This is a genomic window from Paracoccus sp. 228, assembly GCF_000967825.1.
In the GTDB taxonomy this organism is placed as follows: domain Bacteria; phylum Pseudomonadota; class Alphaproteobacteria; order Rhodobacterales; family Rhodobacteraceae; genus Paracoccus; species Paracoccus marcusii.
The window spans coordinates 180,275-196,535 of the sequence record NZ_JYGY01000002.1 but is presented as its reverse complement, the minus strand read 5'-3'; the positions used below and the strand labels follow the sequence as shown (position 1 = coordinate 196,535).

The 16,261-nt window shown below is 68.1% G+C and carries 14 protein-coding genes; 6 read left to right on the top strand and 8 right to left on the bottom strand.

Annotated elements, in window-relative coordinates; translation table 11 throughout:
• Window positions 1–37: 37 nt before the first annotated feature.
• Complete coding sequence (locus tag SY26_RS06295) at window positions 38–2,182, bottom strand: malate synthase G (RefSeq protein WP_045999825.1); 2,145 nt, start codon at window positions 2,180–2,182, stop codon at window positions 38–40.
• 324 nt (window positions 2,183–2,506) lie between these two features.
• Here SY26_RS06295 and SY26_RS06290 point away from each other — a divergent pair, with 324 nt between their 5' ends.
• Together SY26_RS06290 and SY26_RS06285 are read left to right on the top strand one after the other, a co-directional pair.
• Window positions 2,507–3,745, top strand: a complete 1,239-nt coding sequence (locus tag SY26_RS06290) for an SRPBCC family protein (RefSeq protein WP_045999824.1) — start codon at window positions 2,507–2,509, stop codon at window positions 3,743–3,745.
• The gene (locus SY26_RS06285; RefSeq protein WP_045999823.1) at window positions 3,746–4,837 is read left to right on the top strand and encodes a hybrid-cluster NAD(P)-dependent oxidoreductase; all 1,092 of its coding nucleotides are present in this window, start codon (window positions 3,746–3,748) and stop codon (window positions 4,835–4,837) included.
• On the opposite strand, the gene SY26_RS06280 is transcribed toward SY26_RS06285, so the two are convergent.
• Genes SY26_RS06280 through SY26_RS06250 form a run of 7 tightly spaced genes read right to left on the bottom strand, consistent with a single transcriptional unit; the run spans window position 4,834 to window position 12,249 of the window.
• Window positions 4,834–5,679 (bottom strand): SMP-30/gluconolactonase/LRE family protein, encoded by an 846-nt coding sequence (locus tag SY26_RS06280; RefSeq protein WP_046000283.1) that lies wholly within the window; start codon window positions 5,677–5,679, stop codon window positions 4,834–4,836. The two genes, SY26_RS06285 and SY26_RS06280, sit on opposite strands and share 4 nt — an antisense overlap.
• A complete protein-coding gene (locus tag SY26_RS06275; RefSeq protein ID WP_045999822.1) occupies window positions 5,676–6,278 on the bottom strand; it encodes a 2-dehydro-3-deoxy-6-phosphogalactonate aldolase in 603 nt (200 codons plus the stop codon). The genes SY26_RS06280 and SY26_RS06275 overlap by 4 nt, the downstream gene beginning before the upstream one ends.
• A gap of 3 nt (window positions 6,279–6,281) precedes the next feature.
• Window positions 6,282–7,163, bottom strand: coding sequence for a 2-dehydro-3-deoxygalactonokinase (locus SY26_RS06270; protein WP_045999821.1), 882 nt, complete (start codon window positions 7,161–7,163; stop codon window positions 6,282–6,284).
• Window positions 7,160–9,202, bottom strand: coding sequence for an alpha-galactosidase (locus tag SY26_RS06265; RefSeq protein WP_045999820.1), 2,043 nt, complete (start codon window positions 9,200–9,202; stop codon window positions 7,160–7,162). Before SY26_RS06265 ends, SY26_RS06270 begins: the two co-directional genes overlap by 4 nt.
• Window positions 9,199–10,044, bottom strand: coding sequence for a carbohydrate ABC transporter permease (locus tag SY26_RS06260; protein WP_045999819.1), 846 nt, complete (start codon window positions 10,042–10,044; stop codon window positions 9,199–9,201). The genes SY26_RS06265 and SY26_RS06260 overlap by 4 nt, the downstream gene beginning before the upstream one ends.
• 3 nt (window positions 10,045–10,047) lie before the next feature.
• Complete coding sequence (locus tag SY26_RS06255; RefSeq protein ID WP_045999818.1) at window positions 10,048–10,953, bottom strand: carbohydrate ABC transporter permease; 906 nt, start codon at window positions 10,951–10,953, stop codon at window positions 10,048–10,050.
• 60 nt (window positions 10,954–11,013) lie between these two features.
• Entirely contained in the window at window positions 11,014–12,249 is a 1,236-nt protein-coding gene (locus SY26_RS06250; protein ID WP_045999817.1) for an ABC transporter substrate-binding protein, read from the bottom strand.
• A gap of 105 nt (window positions 12,250–12,354) precedes the next feature.
• On the opposite strand from SY26_RS06250, the gene SY26_RS06245 reads away from it, so the two are divergent.
• From SY26_RS06245 to dgoD, 4 genes are read left to right on the top strand one after another with little or no spacing between them, the layout of a single operon-like run.
• Window positions 12,355–13,146: an IclR family transcriptional regulator gene (locus tag SY26_RS06245; RefSeq protein ID WP_046000282.1), complete on the top strand. Its 792-nt coding sequence runs from the start codon at window positions 12,355–12,357 to the stop codon at window positions 13,144–13,146.
• A gap of 7 nt (window positions 13,147–13,153) precedes the next feature.
• Window positions 13,154–14,209, top strand: coding sequence for an ABC transporter ATP-binding protein (locus tag SY26_RS06240; protein WP_045999816.1), 1,056 nt, complete (start codon window positions 13,154–13,156; stop codon window positions 14,207–14,209).
• Window positions 14,206–15,114: a Gfo/Idh/MocA family protein gene (locus SY26_RS06235; RefSeq protein WP_045999815.1), complete on the top strand. Its 909-nt coding sequence runs from the start codon at window positions 14,206–14,208 to the stop codon at window positions 15,112–15,114. The genes SY26_RS06240 and SY26_RS06235 overlap by 4 nt, the downstream gene beginning before the upstream one ends.
• The gene (gene dgoD / locus SY26_RS06230; RefSeq protein ID WP_045999814.1) at window positions 15,111–16,259 is read left to right on the top strand and encodes a galactonate dehydratase; all 1,149 of its coding nucleotides are present in this window, start codon (window positions 15,111–15,113) and stop codon (window positions 16,257–16,259) included. The genes SY26_RS06235 and dgoD overlap by 4 nt, the downstream gene beginning before the upstream one ends.
• The last annotated feature ends 2 nt before the right edge of the window (window positions 16,260–16,261 follow it).

Genomic DNA, 16,261 nt, shown 5'->3' with positions numbered 1-16,261 from the left:
CGCGGCGGCGGCGTTGCAACCGCCGCCGCGTGGCGTGCTAGATCGCCTTGGCTTCCGCCCGGCGGGCATGCAGTGCCGGTTCGGTATAGCCGGACGGCTGCTGCGTTCCGGTCAGCACCAGGTCACGGGCGGCCAGGAAGGCCGGCCCGTCAAAGTCGGGTGCCATCGGGCGATAGGCGGGATCGCCCGCGTTCTGGCCGTCGACCTTGGCGGCCATACGGCGCAGTGCGTCCTCGACCTGGGCTTCGGTGATCAGCCCGTGCTCCAGCCAGTTGGCCAGGTACTGCGCGCTGATGCGGCAGGTGGCGCGGTCCTCCATCAGCTGCACGTCATCGATGTCGGGCACCTTGGAACAGCCGATGCCCTGATCGACCCACCGCACGACATAGCCCAGGATGCCCTGCGCGCTGTTGTCCAGCTCGCGCAGGACCTGATCCTGCGGGATCGGGCCGTCGGCCAAAGCCGGGGTCAGCAGCAGGTCCAGGTCGGGGATCGGCTGACCCTGCAGCTCGTCCTGGCGGGCGGCCACGTCGATCTGGTGATAGTGCAGCGCGTGCAGCGTCGCCGCGGTGGGCGAGGGAACCCAGGCCGTGCTGGCGCCCGATTTCGGATGGCCGACCTTGACCTCCAGCATCTCGGCCAGGGCGTCGGGCTTGGCCCACATCCCCTTGCCGATCTGCGCGCGGCCCCGCATGCCCGACGCCAGGCCGATCAGCACGTTGCGATCCTCATAGGCCTTCAGCCAGGTGGCGGTCTTCATCCCGTCGCGGCCCACGAAGGCACCCGCATGCATCGAGGTGTGGATCTCGTCGCCGGTGCGGTCCAGGAAGCCGGTGTTGATGAAGAAGATCCGGTTGCGGATCGCATGGATGCAGGCGGCTAGGTTGGCACTAGTGCGGCGCTCTTCGTCCATCAGGCCCAGCTTGACGGTGTTGGGGGTTAGTCCCAAGGCGGTCTCGACATGGGCAAAGACGCGGTCCGCGAATGCCGCCTCTTCGGGGCCATGCATCTTGGGCTTGACGACATAGATGGCGCCGGCGCGGCTGTTGCGCGGTCCTTCGGTCTTCTTCAGGTCATGGATGGCGCAGGCGACGGTAACCATCGCATCCATCAGCCCCTCGGGCGTGGACTGGCCGTCCTTGCGGATCACGTCGGTGGTCATCAGATGGCCCACGTTGCGCACCAGCAGCAGGGCGCGGCCCTGCAGCGTCACGGTGCTGCCATCGGGCCGCGTCACGGTCCGGTCGCCCTCCAGGCGGCGGGTCATCGACGTGCCGCCCTTCTCGAAGGTCTCGGCCAGATCGCCCTTCATCAGGCCCAGCCAGTTGCCATAGACACCGATCTTGTCCTCGGCATCGACCGCGGCGACGCTGTCCTCGCAATCCTGAATGGCAGACAGCGCGGCCTCCAGCACGACGTCGCGCAGCCCGCTGGCGGATGCCGCCCCGATCGGGTGGTCGCGGTTGATCACCAGCTCGACATGCAGCCCGTTGTGGCGCAGGACGTATCCGGTATCGGCGCCGTCGCGGTGGGTGCCGACAAAGGCTGCCGGATCGGCCAGCAGCACGGCTTGGCCCCCAACGGTCGCGACCAGACCCTGCGCGTCGGCGTCATAGGCGGTGACGTCGGCATGGCTGCCCTCGTCCAGCGGCAGCGCCTGGTCCAGGAACGCGGCCGCCTTGGCCACGACCGCGTCACGGCGCGCCGGATCGAACCCGCCCGACGGAACCGGACCCATCACGTCCGACCCGTACATCGCGTCATAGAGCGAGCCCCACCGCGCGTTCGCCGCGTTCAGGGCAAAGCGGGCATTGCTGACCGGCACGACCAGCTGCGGCCCCGCCAAGGTGGCGATCTCGGGGTCGATGTCGCCGTTCTCGACGGCAAACGGGGCCGGTTCGGCGACCAGATAGCCGATCTCGGTCAGGAAGGCGCGATAGGCGGTGGCGTCCCAGGGCTGGTTTCCGCGAGCCTTGTGCCACGCGTCGATCTGGCGTTGCAGCTCGGCGCGGCGTTCCAGCAGGGCGACGTTCTCGGCCGCGAATCCGTCCAGCAGCCCGGCGTAGCCCTGCCAGAAGGCATCCGCCGTCACGCCGGTTCCCGGCAGCACCTGCGCCTCGATGAACTGCGCAAAGTCGGTATCGACCTCAAGGCCGTGGCGGGGGGTGGCGGAACGGGTCATGGGGCTCTCCTCGGATGGCGGGGATTCGGCATCGGGCCATACCCCAACGGTGGGATACGTCACCCCGGCAAGTTTGCCAAGGGTTTTGGAACGATTTTCCATTGTGTCGGCAAACCGGGCGTCGCGGCCTTGTGTCGCGGGGGTCCGGGGGCCCCGCAGCCTTGCCGCCCCCCTCGATGGGGGGTGGCAAGGCTTCCCTCCCTCAAAGGCACCCACATGATCACGATGTCCGTTTCCGCTGGCAGAATGTCGCAATTCTGCCGCGCCGTCGTCCGCCTGCGACTAGTTTGGGGCGAAAGCCACCCCGGACCCCCGAGCAGCGCCATGACCCAGACCTCCGACTTGACCACAGCCCAGCTGATCGCCGCCCGTCTTCCCGGCCACGCGCTTCCCCGCGACCTGTATTGCGGCGAACAGGCCTTCCAGGACGACCTGGAGCAGATCTGGTACCGGGAATGGCTGTTCGCCGGACCCAGCTGTGAGCTGCCCAAGACCGGCAGCTACATCACCATGCAGGTCGGCCAGTATCCGGTCATCGTCACCCGCGGCGCAGACGGCCGCATCCGTGCCTTCCACAACGTCTGCCGCCACCGCGGCCAGCGCCTGTGCGCCAAATCGAACGGGACCAACCCCATGCTGGTCTGCCCCTATCACCAGTGGACCTACGACCTGAACGGCAAGCTGCTGTTCGCGCGCGACATGGGCCCCGATTTCGACCCTTCGAAATACAGCCTCAAGCCGGTCCACTGCGTGGACCTGAACGGCATGATCTTCATCTGCCTGGCCCAGGTGCCCCCCGCCATCAACGAACTGGCCGCCAACCTGACCCGCTATGCCGCGCCCTCGGGGCTGGCGGATGCCAAGATCGCCTTCAGCTCGACCATCGTCGAGAAGGGCAACTGGAAGCTGGTGATGGAGAACAACCGCGAATGCTATCATTGCAGCGGCAGCCATCCGTCGCTGTGCCGGACCTATTCCGACGATCCGCTGATGACGGTGATGGAGGGGCCGAACGCGGCCTCGCCCGAGATCCTGGCCCATTGGGACCGCTGCGATGCCGCCGGTCTGCCCGCCCGCTTCGTGAACGCGCCCGACATGCAGTGGCGCATGGCGCGGGTGCCGCTGATGGACCATCAGGAAAGCTTCACCATGTCGGGCAAGGCCGCCGTCGCGCGGCGCATGGGCACGATGCCCTGGAATGACGCGGGCAGCCTGATGTTCTATCACTTCCCCTCGTCCTGGAACCACTTCCTGCCCGATCACGCCATCGTCTTCCGCATCCTGCCGATCAGCCCGACCGAGACCGAGGTCACGACCAACTGGCTGGTCCACAAGGACGCGGTCGAAGGCGTCGATTACGACATCGAGACACTGACCCGCGTCTGGCTGAATACCAATGACGAGGACCGCCAGGTGGTCGAAGAAAACCAGGCCGGCATCCTGTCCCCCGCCTATGAGCCCGGCCCCTATTCCCCCACGCAGGAGGCCGGTGTGATCCACCTGATCGACTGGTATTGCGGGTTGATGGCGTCACGCCTCGGGATGCGGCAGGCGGCAGAATAGATGGCCAAGCCCCGCGTGAACTGGGCCGCCGAGCCGTGGTCCGATGACGAGCCGCTGGAATGCGTCATGGTCGTGCCCGAGACGCGCGACACCTCGACCTTCATCTTCCGGGCGCCGTCTGGCGCGTGGTTCGACTATCAGCCTGGCCAGTTCGTGACGTTGGACCTGCCCGTCGATCCCGCCAAGGGGGCGGCCGGCAACGTCCAGCGGACCTACACGATCAGCTCGTCGCCGTCGCGGCCGCTGTCGATCTCGGTCACGGTCAAGGCGCAGTCGACCTCGATCGGCACGCGCTGGATGCTGGACCACCTCAAGCCCGGCATGCGGATCCGCGCCTTCGGCCCGAACGGCATCTTCAGCTTTCACCGCCATCCGGCGGCGAAATACCTGTTCATCTCGGCGGGGTCGGGGATCACGCCGATGATGTCCATGACCACCTGGGCCTGGGACCGGGCGCAGGACACCGACATCGTCTTCGTCCATGCCGCGCAGCGCCCGTCCGACATCATCTTCCGCGACCAGCTGGAACATTACGTCGCCCGCGTGCCCGGCCTGCAGCTGCGCCTGACCGTCGAACAGCCCGAACCGTTCCGCGTTTGGCACGGCTATCAGGGGCGGTTGAACAGCCTGATGCTGGGCCTGATGGCCCCCGACTATCTGGACCGCGAGGTGTTCTGCTGCGGGCCCGAGCCGTTCATGCAGGCCGTGCGCGAGATGCTGATCTCGCTTGGCTACGACATGGAGCGATATCACCAGGAAAGCTTCGGCGCCCCCGTCGCCACCGAGGCCGAGGCCCCGGTCATCGAGGATGTCACCCCGGCCGACGATGCCAGCGCCCAGGTGACCTTCGCCTCCAGCGGCGTGACGGCGTCCTGCGCGGAAACCGACACGGTTCTGGCGGTGGCCAAGCGGGCGGGGCTGAACATTCCGTCCGGCTGCACCTTCGGCCTGTGCGGCACCTGCAAGATCCGCAAGACCGCCGGAGAGGTCCACATGGTCCATAACGGAGGCATCAGCGATGAGGACATCGCCGAGGGCTGGATCCTGGCCTGCTGTTCGAACCCGATGGGGCGGATCACCGTCGAGGTCTAGCCCAGGATGACCCGATGCTCCCGCTGGCCCGTGACGCCTGCGGGAACCGCATAGGTGCACCCGTCCGCGTCACGCGGATCGGCCAGCCCCTGCCGCGCGGTCGTCGCGAACAGCGTCGTCATGTCCGCGCCGCCGAAGGCCGGGCAGGAGACGTGCGGCGCGGGCAGATCGATCGCCCGGTCAAAGCGGCCCTGCCGGTCATAGCGCGCGACGCGCCCCGCGCCCCATTGCGCCGACCACAGCCCGCCCTGGGCGTCGATGACCGCGCCGTCGGGGTTCAGCCCTTCGGCGTTCAGGTCGATGAACACCTGCGGATCGCCCGCGGGCCAGCCGTCGCGGTCCAGCCGGACCTGCCAGATGGTCGAGCGGTCGGTATCGGCGAAATGCGCCAGATCGCCTTCGGGCGAAAAGCAGATCGCGTTGGTGATGGTGATGTCGGGGAACAGGCGGCGCAGCTCTCCGCGGTGGAACCGCCAGATCGATCCGGCACCGGGTTCCGCGTTCAGCCCCATCGTCCCGATCCAGAACCCGCCCTGCGGGTCGGCACGGCCATCGTTGCTGCGGGTCACGGCGTTGTCGGCCTCCAGCGGGACCAGGATCTGGGCAGCACCGTCGCGCAGATCCACCAGCGACAGCGCCCGGCTGGACGCCACGATGATCCGGTCCGCATCGACGATCCCCGCGGCCGAAACGGGGTCGGCAAAGTCCCAGTGACGCCGCGCGCCGTCCAGCGGCTTTTCGAACATGCGGCGACCGATGATGTCGAACCAGATCAGCGACTGGCGGTCGGGATGCCACAGGGCGCCTTCGCCCAAGGTGCAGGGGGTGTCGTCAAAGATCATGCGCTGGCCTCCCATGCGGCGACGATGGCGGCGGCCTTGGCGGCCACGGTGTCGGCACTGTCGCCGGGCTTGTACAGGCTGGATCCGATCCCGAAGCCCGCGGCCCCGGCACGGCGCCATTCGGCCATGTTGTCCACGGACACGCCGCCCACGGCCCAGCAGTCGGTTCCCGCGGGCAGGACCGCGCGCATGGCACGCAGGCCCGTGGGGCTGATCAGCTCTCCGGGAAACAGCTTCAGCCCGGTGGCGCCCGCCGCCAGCGCGGCAAAGGCCTCGGTCGGGGTCATGACGCCGGGATAGCTGGCCATGCCCGCCTCCACGGTGGCGCGGATCACGCCAGTGTCGCAATTGGGCGACAGGACCATCCGCCCGCCCGCATCGCGGACCGCCTGCACCTGGTCGGGCGTCAGCACGGTGCCCGCGCCGATCTGTGCGGCGTCGCCGAACTCGCGCGACAGGATGCGGATGCTGTCCAGCGGGTCCGGAGAGTTCAGCGGCACCTCCAGCCGGGTGATGCCGGCCTGGATCAGGGCATGGCCGACGGCGCGGGCGTCCCGCGGCATCAGGCCGCGAAGGATGGCGATCAGGGGACGGGACATGGATTATCCTTGCAGAAATTGACGATGGGCCGCGGACAGGCCTGCCAGCGTGGCGTCCTGGACCGACATGCGCGCGGCGGGGACGCCCTGCGCGGCCAGCGCATCGGCGTAAAGCGCCGACAGGGCGGGGGCGCCGATGATGGTGACCTGCGATCCCAGCCACCAGGGCCGGGCCGCGGCCATCTCCCACCCGATCAGCGTGCCCGACAGGCGTGCGCGTGCCGCGGCCGGGTCCAGCCCGGACAGCAGCGATTCCGCGCGCAGCTGGAACAGGCCCGCGTAACCGCGTTCCGGACGGCTCATCGCGTCCGACACCGCGTCGCGGAACAGCGCGGGATCGCAGTCACCCTTGCCGACCGAATGGCGCAGGACCGACTGGTTGGCGATCAGGCCGAACAGCTCACCGGTCATGAAGCTTTTGAAGTTGCAGATCTCACCGGCCGAGATGCGGACCCATTTCGTATGCGTGCCCGGCAGGCAGGCGATCCCGTCGAAGTCCGGGTCCAGCGCCAGAAGGCCCGCGATCTGTGTCTCCTCTCCGCGCATGACATCGGCGGGGTCGTCCTGACGGACACCGCAGATGACGCGCACGGGCCGGCCGCCCGGATCGCCGGGCACCGCGACCATGCGCGGGGCGGCGGGGCAGGGGACGGGCGCATAGGGCGCCTCGACCCAGCCCTGGCGCGATCCGACCATGCCGCAGGCGATGACCGGAACCGCGGGCCACCCTTGGGTCGCCTGCGCCAGCACGCCCGCAAAGCGGTCGGGGGTCAGGCCGCCCATGCCCTGATCGCTGTCGCGGGCCTCGACCACGGTGCGGCCGGACATGGCCCACAGCCGCAGGTTGGTGGTGCCCCAATCGGCGGCAATCCAGTCTATCGTCACAGGCGCGTCCCTTCGATCACGGCGATGGTTTGCGGAAAGGCGGGGGGCAGGGCCACGCCCTGCGCCATCAGCGCCGCGCCGTTCAGGGTCACCGCACCCTGCGACAGCGCAACAGAGGAACTGTGGTGACCCACGGGATGTTCCAGCATCGTCAGACGATAGCGCGCCTGCGGGTCCAGCCCGGTCAGACGCAGCAGCGGCGGCTGCAGCGCCACGGGGGCGTCGATCTGTGCGGCAAAGACCACCATGCGGCTGCCGTCGGCGGCCAGCTGCATCTCGGCCAGGCTGCCCGCAGGGCGGTCCAGCCGCCAGATGTCGCCCGCCATCATCCAGTCGCGGTTGGCCTTCCACCAGGTGGTGACGCGGGTCAGCGTCCTGGCCTCGGCGGTGGTCAGTTCACGCGGGTCCATCTCGAATCCCATGTGCCGCTGTGCCGCGGTCCAGGCGCGCAGGGCCATGGGCAGGACGCGCCCCGAGGTGTGGCACTCGCGCGGGCCGACATGGCTGCCCGTGACGCAGGCCGGCAGCAGCATCGCGGCGTGATGCTGGATGCGCAGGCGTTCGATCGCGTCGTTGCTGTCGGACAGCCAGACGCGACCGCAGCGGGTCAGGATGCCCGCGTCGATGCGCCCCCCGCCCGACGCGCAGCTTTCGAATTCCACCTGGGGATGGGCCGCGCGCAGCCGGTCGAACAGCGCATAAACGCCGCGCGTCTGCGCGGCATCGGGAAAGGGCGTCAGCCGGTTGTGATCCCATTTGACATAGTCGATGTCCCACGCGCCCAGGATGCCGCCGATGCGGTCGAACAGATGGTCGCGCACGTCGTCGCGGGCCATGTCCAGGTGCAGCTGGCTGCGCCCGCGGATCTGGTCCGCGGGGCCCAGCACCCAGTCCGGATGCGCGCGATAGAGGTCGCTGTCCTCGTTGATCATCTCGGGTTCGAACCACAGGCCAAAGCGCATGTTCAGCGCGCGGAGCTTGTCGATCAGCGGCTTGAACCCCTGGGGATGCTTGCGCGGGTCGATGGTCCAGTCGCCCAGGGACGAGCTGTCGTCGTCGCGCCGCCCGAACCAGCCGTCGTCCAGCACGAACCGTTCCGCGCCAAGGGCCGCGGCGCGTTCGGCGATCTGGGCCAGTTCGGTGGCGTCATGGCGGAAATAGATCGCCTCCCACCCGTTGTAATGCACGGGGCGCGGCTGGCGCGCGGGGGGCAGGGCGTCGCGGATGGCGCGCTGAAAGGGGACCGCCACGCTGTTCAGACCCCGATCGCCGCGCGCCAGCCAGATCTCGGCCATCTCGAACACCGTGCCGGGTGCGCGTTCCGACCCCGAGCAATGGCCCAGCTGGATCTGGCGGCGGCCGTCGGGCAGGGCCTCGACCAGCATCCGGTGGCCGCCGGACCAGCCGTAATGCAGGGCCACTGCCTCTCCGCCGGTGTTGGTGGTGCCGGGGGCGGTCAGCCACAGATGCGGCGGATGTTCGTGCCCAGACCGGCCGGTGCGCGCGTCGCGCAGGCGCGCGCCGTGGTCCAGCGCGGTCGTCACCGGCTGGAACTCGCGCGTCCAGCGCCCCGCCAGTTCGGTCAGGTCGGACAGATGCGCGGGGACCGGCAGGGCCAACGCCAGATGGTGCAGGGTCACCGCGGCGTCGGACGACAGCCGCGCGCGCAGGCCGATCAGCCCGTGATCCATCGCACGGATGGTGATGTCCAGCCGCAGGCCGGGCGCGACATGGCGCAGGGTCAGCGCGTCGCCCTGATCCGCGCTGTCGAGGCGCCAGTCCGGCTCCAGCGGCAGGCCGTTCTGGAATGCGACCAGCCCCGGCTGGCCCGGAAAGCTGCGCCGCGCCTCGGGGACCAGCGACAGGGGCGGCAGGGCGTCCAGCATGCCGCCGGTGATGCCGCCCGCCGCCGCCGCGACCAGCGCGTCCAGGTCGGTGTCGCCGGGCAGGGGCGCGCCCCAGTAGTGGCAGCAGGCCATGCCGCCGTCGCTGCCCAGGACCATGGTCTGGGCGGGCGTGTCGATGCGCCAGAGCCTCATTTCACCGCGCCCAGGGTCAGTCCGGCGATGAAATGCCGCTGCATCAGGAAGAACATCAGCACGGGCGGCAGGGCGGCCAGGATCGAGTTTGCGCTGACCAGGTGCCATGCGGCGATCCACTGGCCGTTCAGGCTGTTCAGCCCCGCCGTCACCGGCTGCGTGTCCGCGCCCGTGGTCAGCACCATCGCCCAGAAATAGTCGTTCCAGATGAAGGTGAAGACCAGCACCGAAAGGGCCGCGATGGCGGGCCGCACAAGCGGCAGAACGATATGCCAAAAGATCTGCCATTCGGTGACGCCTTCGACACGGGCGGCCTCGATCAGTTCGCGCGGCAGGGCCTTGATGAAGTTGCGCATGAACAGCGTGCAGAACCCGGTCTGGAAGGCGATGTGGAACAGCGCCAGCCCGGTGATGGTGTTGTACAGTCCCATGTCCACCGTCAGGTCGCGCACCGGCACCATCAGGATCTGGAACGGTACGAAATTGCCCGCGACGAACATGAAGAACACCACCAGCGACAGGCGGAACTTGTAGACCGCCAGCGCGAAGCCGGTCAGGCAGGACAGCCCCACCGCCCCGATCATCACCGGAATGGTGATGCGAAAGCTGTTCCACAGGTACTGCGCCAGGGGCGAGTTGCGGAACACGTCGGCATAGTTCTCCCATGCAAAGCGGGACGGGATGCCGAAGTAGTTGCCCGCGGCCAGGTCGCCCGACGGGCGGACCGAGGTCATCGCGACCCCCAAGAGGGGCAGCAGCCACAGGACCAGCATGATCGGCAGCACGATCTTATAGGTGCGCTGCGCCGCGGGGGACATCGATTGGATGGGACGGGGAAACATGGGTCAGACCCCTTTCTCGTCGCGCCACATCTTCCAGATGAAGCCCGAGATGAAGATCATCATGATCGCGAACAGGACGACCGCGATGGCCGCGCCGTAGCCCATGCGATAGCCGTATTCCGACAGCGCCTGTTCGTACATGTAATAGGACAGCACGCGCGACGACCCGAAGGGTCCGCCCGAGGTCATGATGCTGACCAGATCGAAGCTGCGCAGCGCGCCGATGACGGTCACGACCACGGCGATGAAGGTCGCCGGGCGCAGTTGCGGCAGCACGACATGCCACAGCATCCGCCAGCCCTTGGCGCCGTCCAGCCGCGCGGCCTCGATCTGGTCGGGGGCGACGGCGTTCAGGCCGGTCAGGTACAGGATCATGCAATAGGCGATCTGCGGCCACAGGCCCGCCGCGATGATGCCGTAGGTGACGAAGCGTTCGTCGGCCAGGATCGCGACGCCCGTGCCCGTGGCCCATTCGATCAGCGCATAGAGCAGCCCGAAGCCCGGCGCATAGAACCACGAAAAGATCAGCCCCACGACCGCCTGGCTGATGACGAAGGGAAAGAAGAACAGCGACTTGTAGATGCGGATGCCGCGGATCGTCTGGTTCAGGAACAGCGCGATCATCAGCCCCAGGGGCACCGCCAGCAGATACAGCGCCAGCCAGATCACGTTGTTCTTCAGGCTGGTATAGAAGGCCTCGTCCCACCAAAGCTCGTCGTAATTGGCCAGGCCGACCCAGGTCATCGGGCCCAGCCCGTCCCAATCGTGGAAGCTGACCCAGACCGACTGGAAGATCGGGATGATCACGTAGACCGAAAACATCAGCAGGCCCGGCGCCAGGAACAGCCAGGGCGTCAGCTGACGCCGGGACCGGCGGCGCGGCGGGGGGGTGTCGGGCAGGGCGGTCATGGTGCCACCTTCATCTTGCGGGGAAACGCGCGGGCAGGGGCGTCCCTGCCCGCGACGGGATCACTGGGCGTAGACGCGCTGGCGCTGACGCTCCAGCCGTTCGAGGATGGCGTCCAGGCGTTCGGGGCGGACCATGAATTCCTGGAACCCCTCCATCCCGGCCTTGGCCATCTCCGGCGGCGCGTCGCGGTCAAAGAACTGCGCGATGCCGCCCTCGGCGGTGGACAACAGCTCGAAGCCCGCCTGCAGGAACGGGTCGTCGCCCACGCTGCTTTCGGCGTTGATCGGCAGCTGGCCAAGCGTGGCGTTCATCTTGGTCTGCACGTCGGGGCGCGCCATGAAGGCCAGGAACAGCTTGGCATCCTCGGGGTTCTTGGCCGCGGCGGGGATGTGGACCGTGTCGGTCGGCGCTTCCTCGGCGCGCGGGATGTCGGGGTTGATGGTCGGGAAGGGCATGAAGCCCAGGGTCTCGTCCGTCATGCCGCCGTCCTTGAAGGCCGCCACGGCAAAGTTGCCCATGACATAGTTCGCGGCTTTGCCCTGGACCAGGTTCGACACGGCGTCCTGCCAGTCGATCGCGGCGTGGTTGGCCGAGACATAGGGCAGCACCTTGGCGAATTCGGCAAAGACCGCGCGCACGCTGTCATCCGTCCAGGGGATTTCCCCGTTGGTCAACTGCATGTGCCAGTCATAGCCGTTGGTGCGCAGCGACAGATAGTCGAACAGCCCCGCGACCGGCCACAGCGCCTTGGACCCGGTGGTCAGGCAGTCGATGCCCGCGGCCTTGAACTTCTCGCAATTGGCGATGAACTCGTCCCAGGTCGCGGCGGGCTCGACGCCGACCTGGGCATAGACGTCCTTGTTGGTGTAGATGCCCCATTGGTAGTAGGTGTAGGGGATGCCCCACTGCTTGCCGTCGATGGTCATCGACGACAGCGCGGACCCCAGGGTCTCGGTCAGGTTGTTCTCGGCCCAGATGTCGGACACGTCCATGAACTGGCCCGCCTCGACGAAGGGGCCCATCCGGTTGCCCGCGTACCAGTTCGCCAGGTCCGGCGCGTCGGCGGTCATGAAGTTCCGGATCGCGGTCTTGTAGCCCTCGTGGTCGAACGTGTTCACCTGCACGTCGATCTCCGGGTACTCGGCCTCGAAATCCGCGATCAGCTGGTCGAACGCCGCCTTGGGCGCGGGATCGGACGCATCGGTATTGAACACCAGCACCCGGCTTTGCGCGAAGGCGGGGGCGGTGGTGGCAAGCAGCATCGCCAGCACCAGCCCTTTTCTCAGATGGACCATGGTCTCCCTCCCATTTTTGTTCCATATATTGAAACTTAGTTTTGAATATTGAAACTATGCTGCGAATCGCATAGCCTGTCAACAACGGGGGAGGATGACGTGACGGTGCAGGGACGCGAAACGACGGATGGCACGGTGGGCCGCACGCTGGCCGTGCTGGACCTGGTCGCCGCCTTCGGCCGCCCCGTCCGCTTTGCCGAGATCCTGCCCGTCGCGGGCCTTCCCAAAGCGACGCTGTACCGGTTTTTGCAGGCACTGACCCATCAGGACATGCTGGCCTATGACGAGGGCCGCCAGACCTATGCGCCCGGCATGCGGCTGGTGCGGCTGGCCCATTCGGCCTGGGCGCAGTCCAGCCTGGCGCCCCTGGCGCAGCAGGTTCTGGACCGCCTGGCGGTCGATCTGGGCCAGACGATCCACCTGGCGCAGCTGGACAACGGCGCCGTCCTCTATGTGGACAAGCGCAACGCCAAGCAGCCGGTCGAGATGTTCGCCCAGTCCGGCAAGGTGGGCCCGGCCTATTGCACGGGCGTGGGCAAGGCGATGCTGGCCCATCTGCCCGAGGACAAGCTGGCCGCGGCTCTGTCGCGGCAGTCCTTTCACGCGCACACGCCCAACACGCTGACCACGCCCGACGCCTTGCGCGACGAGTTGGTCCGCATCCGCCAGCGCGGCTATGCGTTGGACGACGAGGAACACGAGACCGGCATCGCCTGCCTTGCCGCCCCTATCCTGTCGGGGACCGGGCGCATCCTGGGCGCGATCTCGGTGACGACCACGACGGCCACGACCAGCCGCGACCAGCTTCTGTCGCTGGCAGGCCCCGTGACCCAGGCTGCGGCGCAGATCGCCGCGACCGCCGACACCTGGCGGTTCCCCGAACACAAGCAAGCATGAGGTTGCCATGTCCGGCGTCCAGCTAAGCCGCGTCACCAAGGATTTCGGCCCCGTGCGGGTCATCCACGGCGTCGATCTGCAAGTCAGGCAGGGAGAGTTCTGCGTTTTCGTCGGCCCCTCGGGCTGCGGGAAATCGACCCTGCTGCGCATGATCGCGGGGCTGGAGGAGACCAGCGCCGGCCAGATCATGATCGAGAACCAGGACGTCACCGATTCCGACCCGGCCGACCGGGGCGTGGCGATGGTGTTCCAGACCTATGCGCTGTACCCGCACATGACGGTCGCGCAGAACATGGGCTTCGGGCTGAAGATGAACGGCCACCCCAAGGCCCAGATCGCCGCCAAGGTGGCCGAGGCGGCACGCATCCTCAAGCTGGACCCGCTGCTGGACCGCAAGCCCGCCAACCTGTCGGGCGGCCAGCGTCAGCGCGTGGCCATCGGCCGCGCCATCGTGCGCGGCCCCAAGGTGTTCCTGTTCGACGAGCCGCTGTCGAACCTTGACGCCGAACTGCGCGTCGAGATGCGGGCCGAGATCGCGCGTCTGCATCGCGAACTGGGCGCGACGATGATCTATGTCACCCACGATCAGGTCGAGGCGATGACCATGGCCGACAAGATCGTCGTCCTGCGGTCGGGCCGCATCGAGCAGGTCGGCAGCCCGATGGAGCTGTACGACGATCCCGACAACCGCTTTGTCGCAGGCTTCATCGGCAGCCCGGCGATGAACTTCGTGGCGGGGCGCGTGCAGGGTGGCCAGGTCATCACCCCGGCGTTCGACGCGCCGCTGGACCGCCACGGTCCCACCCTGACCGAGGGGCGTGCGGTCGAGATCGGGCTGCGTCCCGACGCGCTGACCCTGACGCCGCACGGCCCCTTCCGCATCGACCTGGCCGAGAACCTGGGCGGGACGACCTATGCCCATCTGCGCGCCCCGACCGGAGAGAAGCTGATCGTGCAGACGACGCAGCGGCTGGACCCGGCCGGCGGCGGCAGCGTGGGCCTGAGCTTCGACGCGGCGGATGCGTTCTTCTTCGACGCGGACAGCGGGCAGCGGCTGAGATGAGCCTGCGCATCGGACTCGTGGGCCTGGGCACCATCGCGCGTGCGCAGCACCTGCCCGCCATTGCCGCGACGGACGGCCTGACGCTGACCGCCATCGCCAGCCGCAACGTCACGCTGGAGGGCGTCGCCAACCACCGCGACGTGACGCAGATGCTGGGCGATGTGGACGCAGTGTCGCTGTGCACCCCTCCGCAGGGGCGGTTCGATCAGGCCATGGCGGTGCTGCGCGCGGGCCGCCACCTGATGCTGGAGAAACCCCCCGGCGCCACCCTGTCGGAAATAGCCGTCCTTGAGGCCGAGGCCGCGCGGCAGGGCGTGACCATCCACGCCACCTGGCACTCGCGCGAGGCCGCGGCGGTGGACGCGGCCCGCGACTGGCTGGCCACGACCCGCATCCGTGCCGTCCGCATCGACTGGTGCGAGGATGTGCGCAAATGGCATCCGGGGCAGGAGTGGATCTGGCAGCCCGGCGGCCTGGGCGTCTTCGACCCTGGCATCAACGCGCTGTCGATCCTGACCGCGCTGATCCCCGGCGTGCGGCTGGTCGGCGCCGACCTGCATATCCCCGCGAACCGCCAGACGCCCATCGCCGCCGATCTGAGCCTGGACGCGGGCCATCCCATCGCCGCGCATTTCGACTGGCGCGTGACGGGGGATGAGACCTGGCAGATCGCCTTCGACACCGATGCCGGCCACGCGACCCTGTCCGAAGGCGGCGCGCGCTTCACCGCGCCGGGCCGGGAGACCGCCGGTGAGAACCGCGAATATGCCCGCCTCTACGCCCGGTTCCGCGATCTGGTCGCGGCGGGCGGCAGCGACCTGGACCTGGCGCCGCTGCGCTTGGTCGCCGACGCCTTCCTGACGGGCCGCCCGCACGCGGCCCCCGCCTTCGAGGACAACCCATGAAAATCACCGCCATCGAGACCTTCATCGTTCCGCCCCGCTGGTGCTTCGTCAAGATCAGCACCGACGAGGGCATCAGCGGTTGGGGCGAACCCGTCCTGGAGGGCCGCGCCGCATCCGTCGCCGCCTGCGTCGAGGAGCTGTCGGATTATCTGATCGGCCGCGACCCGCGCCTGATCCAGGACCATTGGACGGTGATGTATCGCGCGGGCTTCTATCGCGGCGGCGGCATCCACATGTCGGCCATCGCGGGGCTGGACCAGGCACTGTGGGACATCAAGGGCAAGGATCTGGGCGTGCCGGTCCATGCCCTGCTGGGCGGCCAGCAGCGCGACCGCATCCGCGTCTATTCCTGGATCGGCGGCGACCGTCCGGGCGACACCGCGCGGATGGCGCGCGATTGCGGCGACCGGGGCTTCACCGCCGTCAAGATGAACGGCACCGAGGAGATGCAGTTCGTCGACAGCCACGCCAAGGTCGATCAGGTCCTGGCGCGCGTGCAGGCCATCCGCGAGGAGATGGGCCCCGATTTCGGCATCGGCATCGATTTCCACGGTCGGGTGCATCGTCCGATGGCCAAGGTGCTGGCCAAGGAACTGGAGCCCTTCCGCCTGATGTTCATCGAGGAACCCGTCCTGTCCGAACATGCCGAGGCGCTGCGCGAAATCGCCAACCACTGCTCGACCCCCATCGCGCTTGGGGAACGCCTGTACACCCGGTGGGACTTCAAGGCGATCCTGCAGGGCGGCTATGTCGATATCATCCAGCCCGATCCCAGCCATTCGGGCGGCATCACCGAGACCTATCGCATCGCCGCCATGGCCGAGGCGCATGACGTGGCCTTGGCACTGCACTGCCCGCTCGGCCCCATCGCACTGGCCGCGAACCTGCAGCTGGACGCGGTCTGCTACAACGCCTTCATCCAGGAACAGTCGCTTGGGATTCACTACAACCAGGGCAGCGACCTGCTGGACTATCTGACCGACCCGTCGGTCTTTGCCTATGACGACGGCTTCGTCGCGATCCCGCAGGGGCCGGGTCTGGGCATCGAGGTGAACGAGGACAAGGTCCGCCAGATGGCCGCCGAAGGGCACCGCTGGCGCAACCCCGTCTGGCGCCATGCCGACGGCAGCTTTGCGGAGTGGTGATC

Excerpts from the sequence above, each read along its gene's own strand:
- SY26_RS06285 (WP_045999823.1), top strand. The coding sequence starts at position 3,746 with ATGGCCAAGCCCCGCGTGAACTGGGCCGCCGAGCCGTGGTCCGATGAC.
- SY26_RS06235 (WP_045999815.1), top strand. The coding sequence starts at position 14,206 with ATGAGCCTGCGCATCGGACTCGTGGGCCTGGGCACCATCGCGCGTGCG.
- SY26_RS06275 (WP_045999822.1), bottom strand. The coding sequence starts at position 6,278 with ATGTCCCGTCCCCTGATCGCCATCCTTCGCGGCCTGATGCCGCGGGAC.
- SY26_RS06280 (WP_046000283.1), bottom strand. The coding sequence starts at position 5,679 with ATGATCTTTGACGACACCCCCTGCACCTTGGGCGAAGGCGCCCTGTGG.
- dgoD (WP_045999814.1), top strand. The coding sequence starts at position 15,111 with ATGAAAATCACCGCCATCGAGACCTTCATCGTTCCGCCCCGCTGGTGC.
- SY26_RS06265 (WP_045999820.1), bottom strand. The coding sequence starts at position 9,202 with ATGAGGCTCTGGCGCATCGACACGCCCGCCCAGACCATGGTCCTGGGC.
- SY26_RS06240 (WP_045999816.1), top strand. The coding sequence starts at position 13,154 with ATGTCCGGCGTCCAGCTAAGCCGCGTCACCAAGGATTTCGGCCCCGTG.
- SY26_RS06290 (WP_045999824.1), top strand. The coding sequence starts at position 2,507 with ATGACCCAGACCTCCGACTTGACCACAGCCCAGCTGATCGCCGCCCGT.
- SY26_RS06255 (WP_045999818.1), bottom strand. The coding sequence starts at position 10,953 with ATGACCGCCCTGCCCGACACCCCCCCGCCGCGCCGCCGGTCCCGGCGT.
- SY26_RS06260 (WP_045999819.1), bottom strand. The coding sequence starts at position 10,044 with ATGTTTCCCCGTCCCATCCAATCGATGTCCCCCGCGGCGCAGCGCACC.
- SY26_RS06250 (WP_045999817.1), bottom strand. The coding sequence starts at position 12,249 with ATGGTCCATCTGAGAAAAGGGCTGGTGCTGGCGATGCTGCTTGCCACC.
- SY26_RS06295 (WP_045999825.1), bottom strand. The coding sequence starts at position 2,182 with ATGACCCGTTCCGCCACCCCCCGCCACGGCCTTGAGGTCGATACCGAC.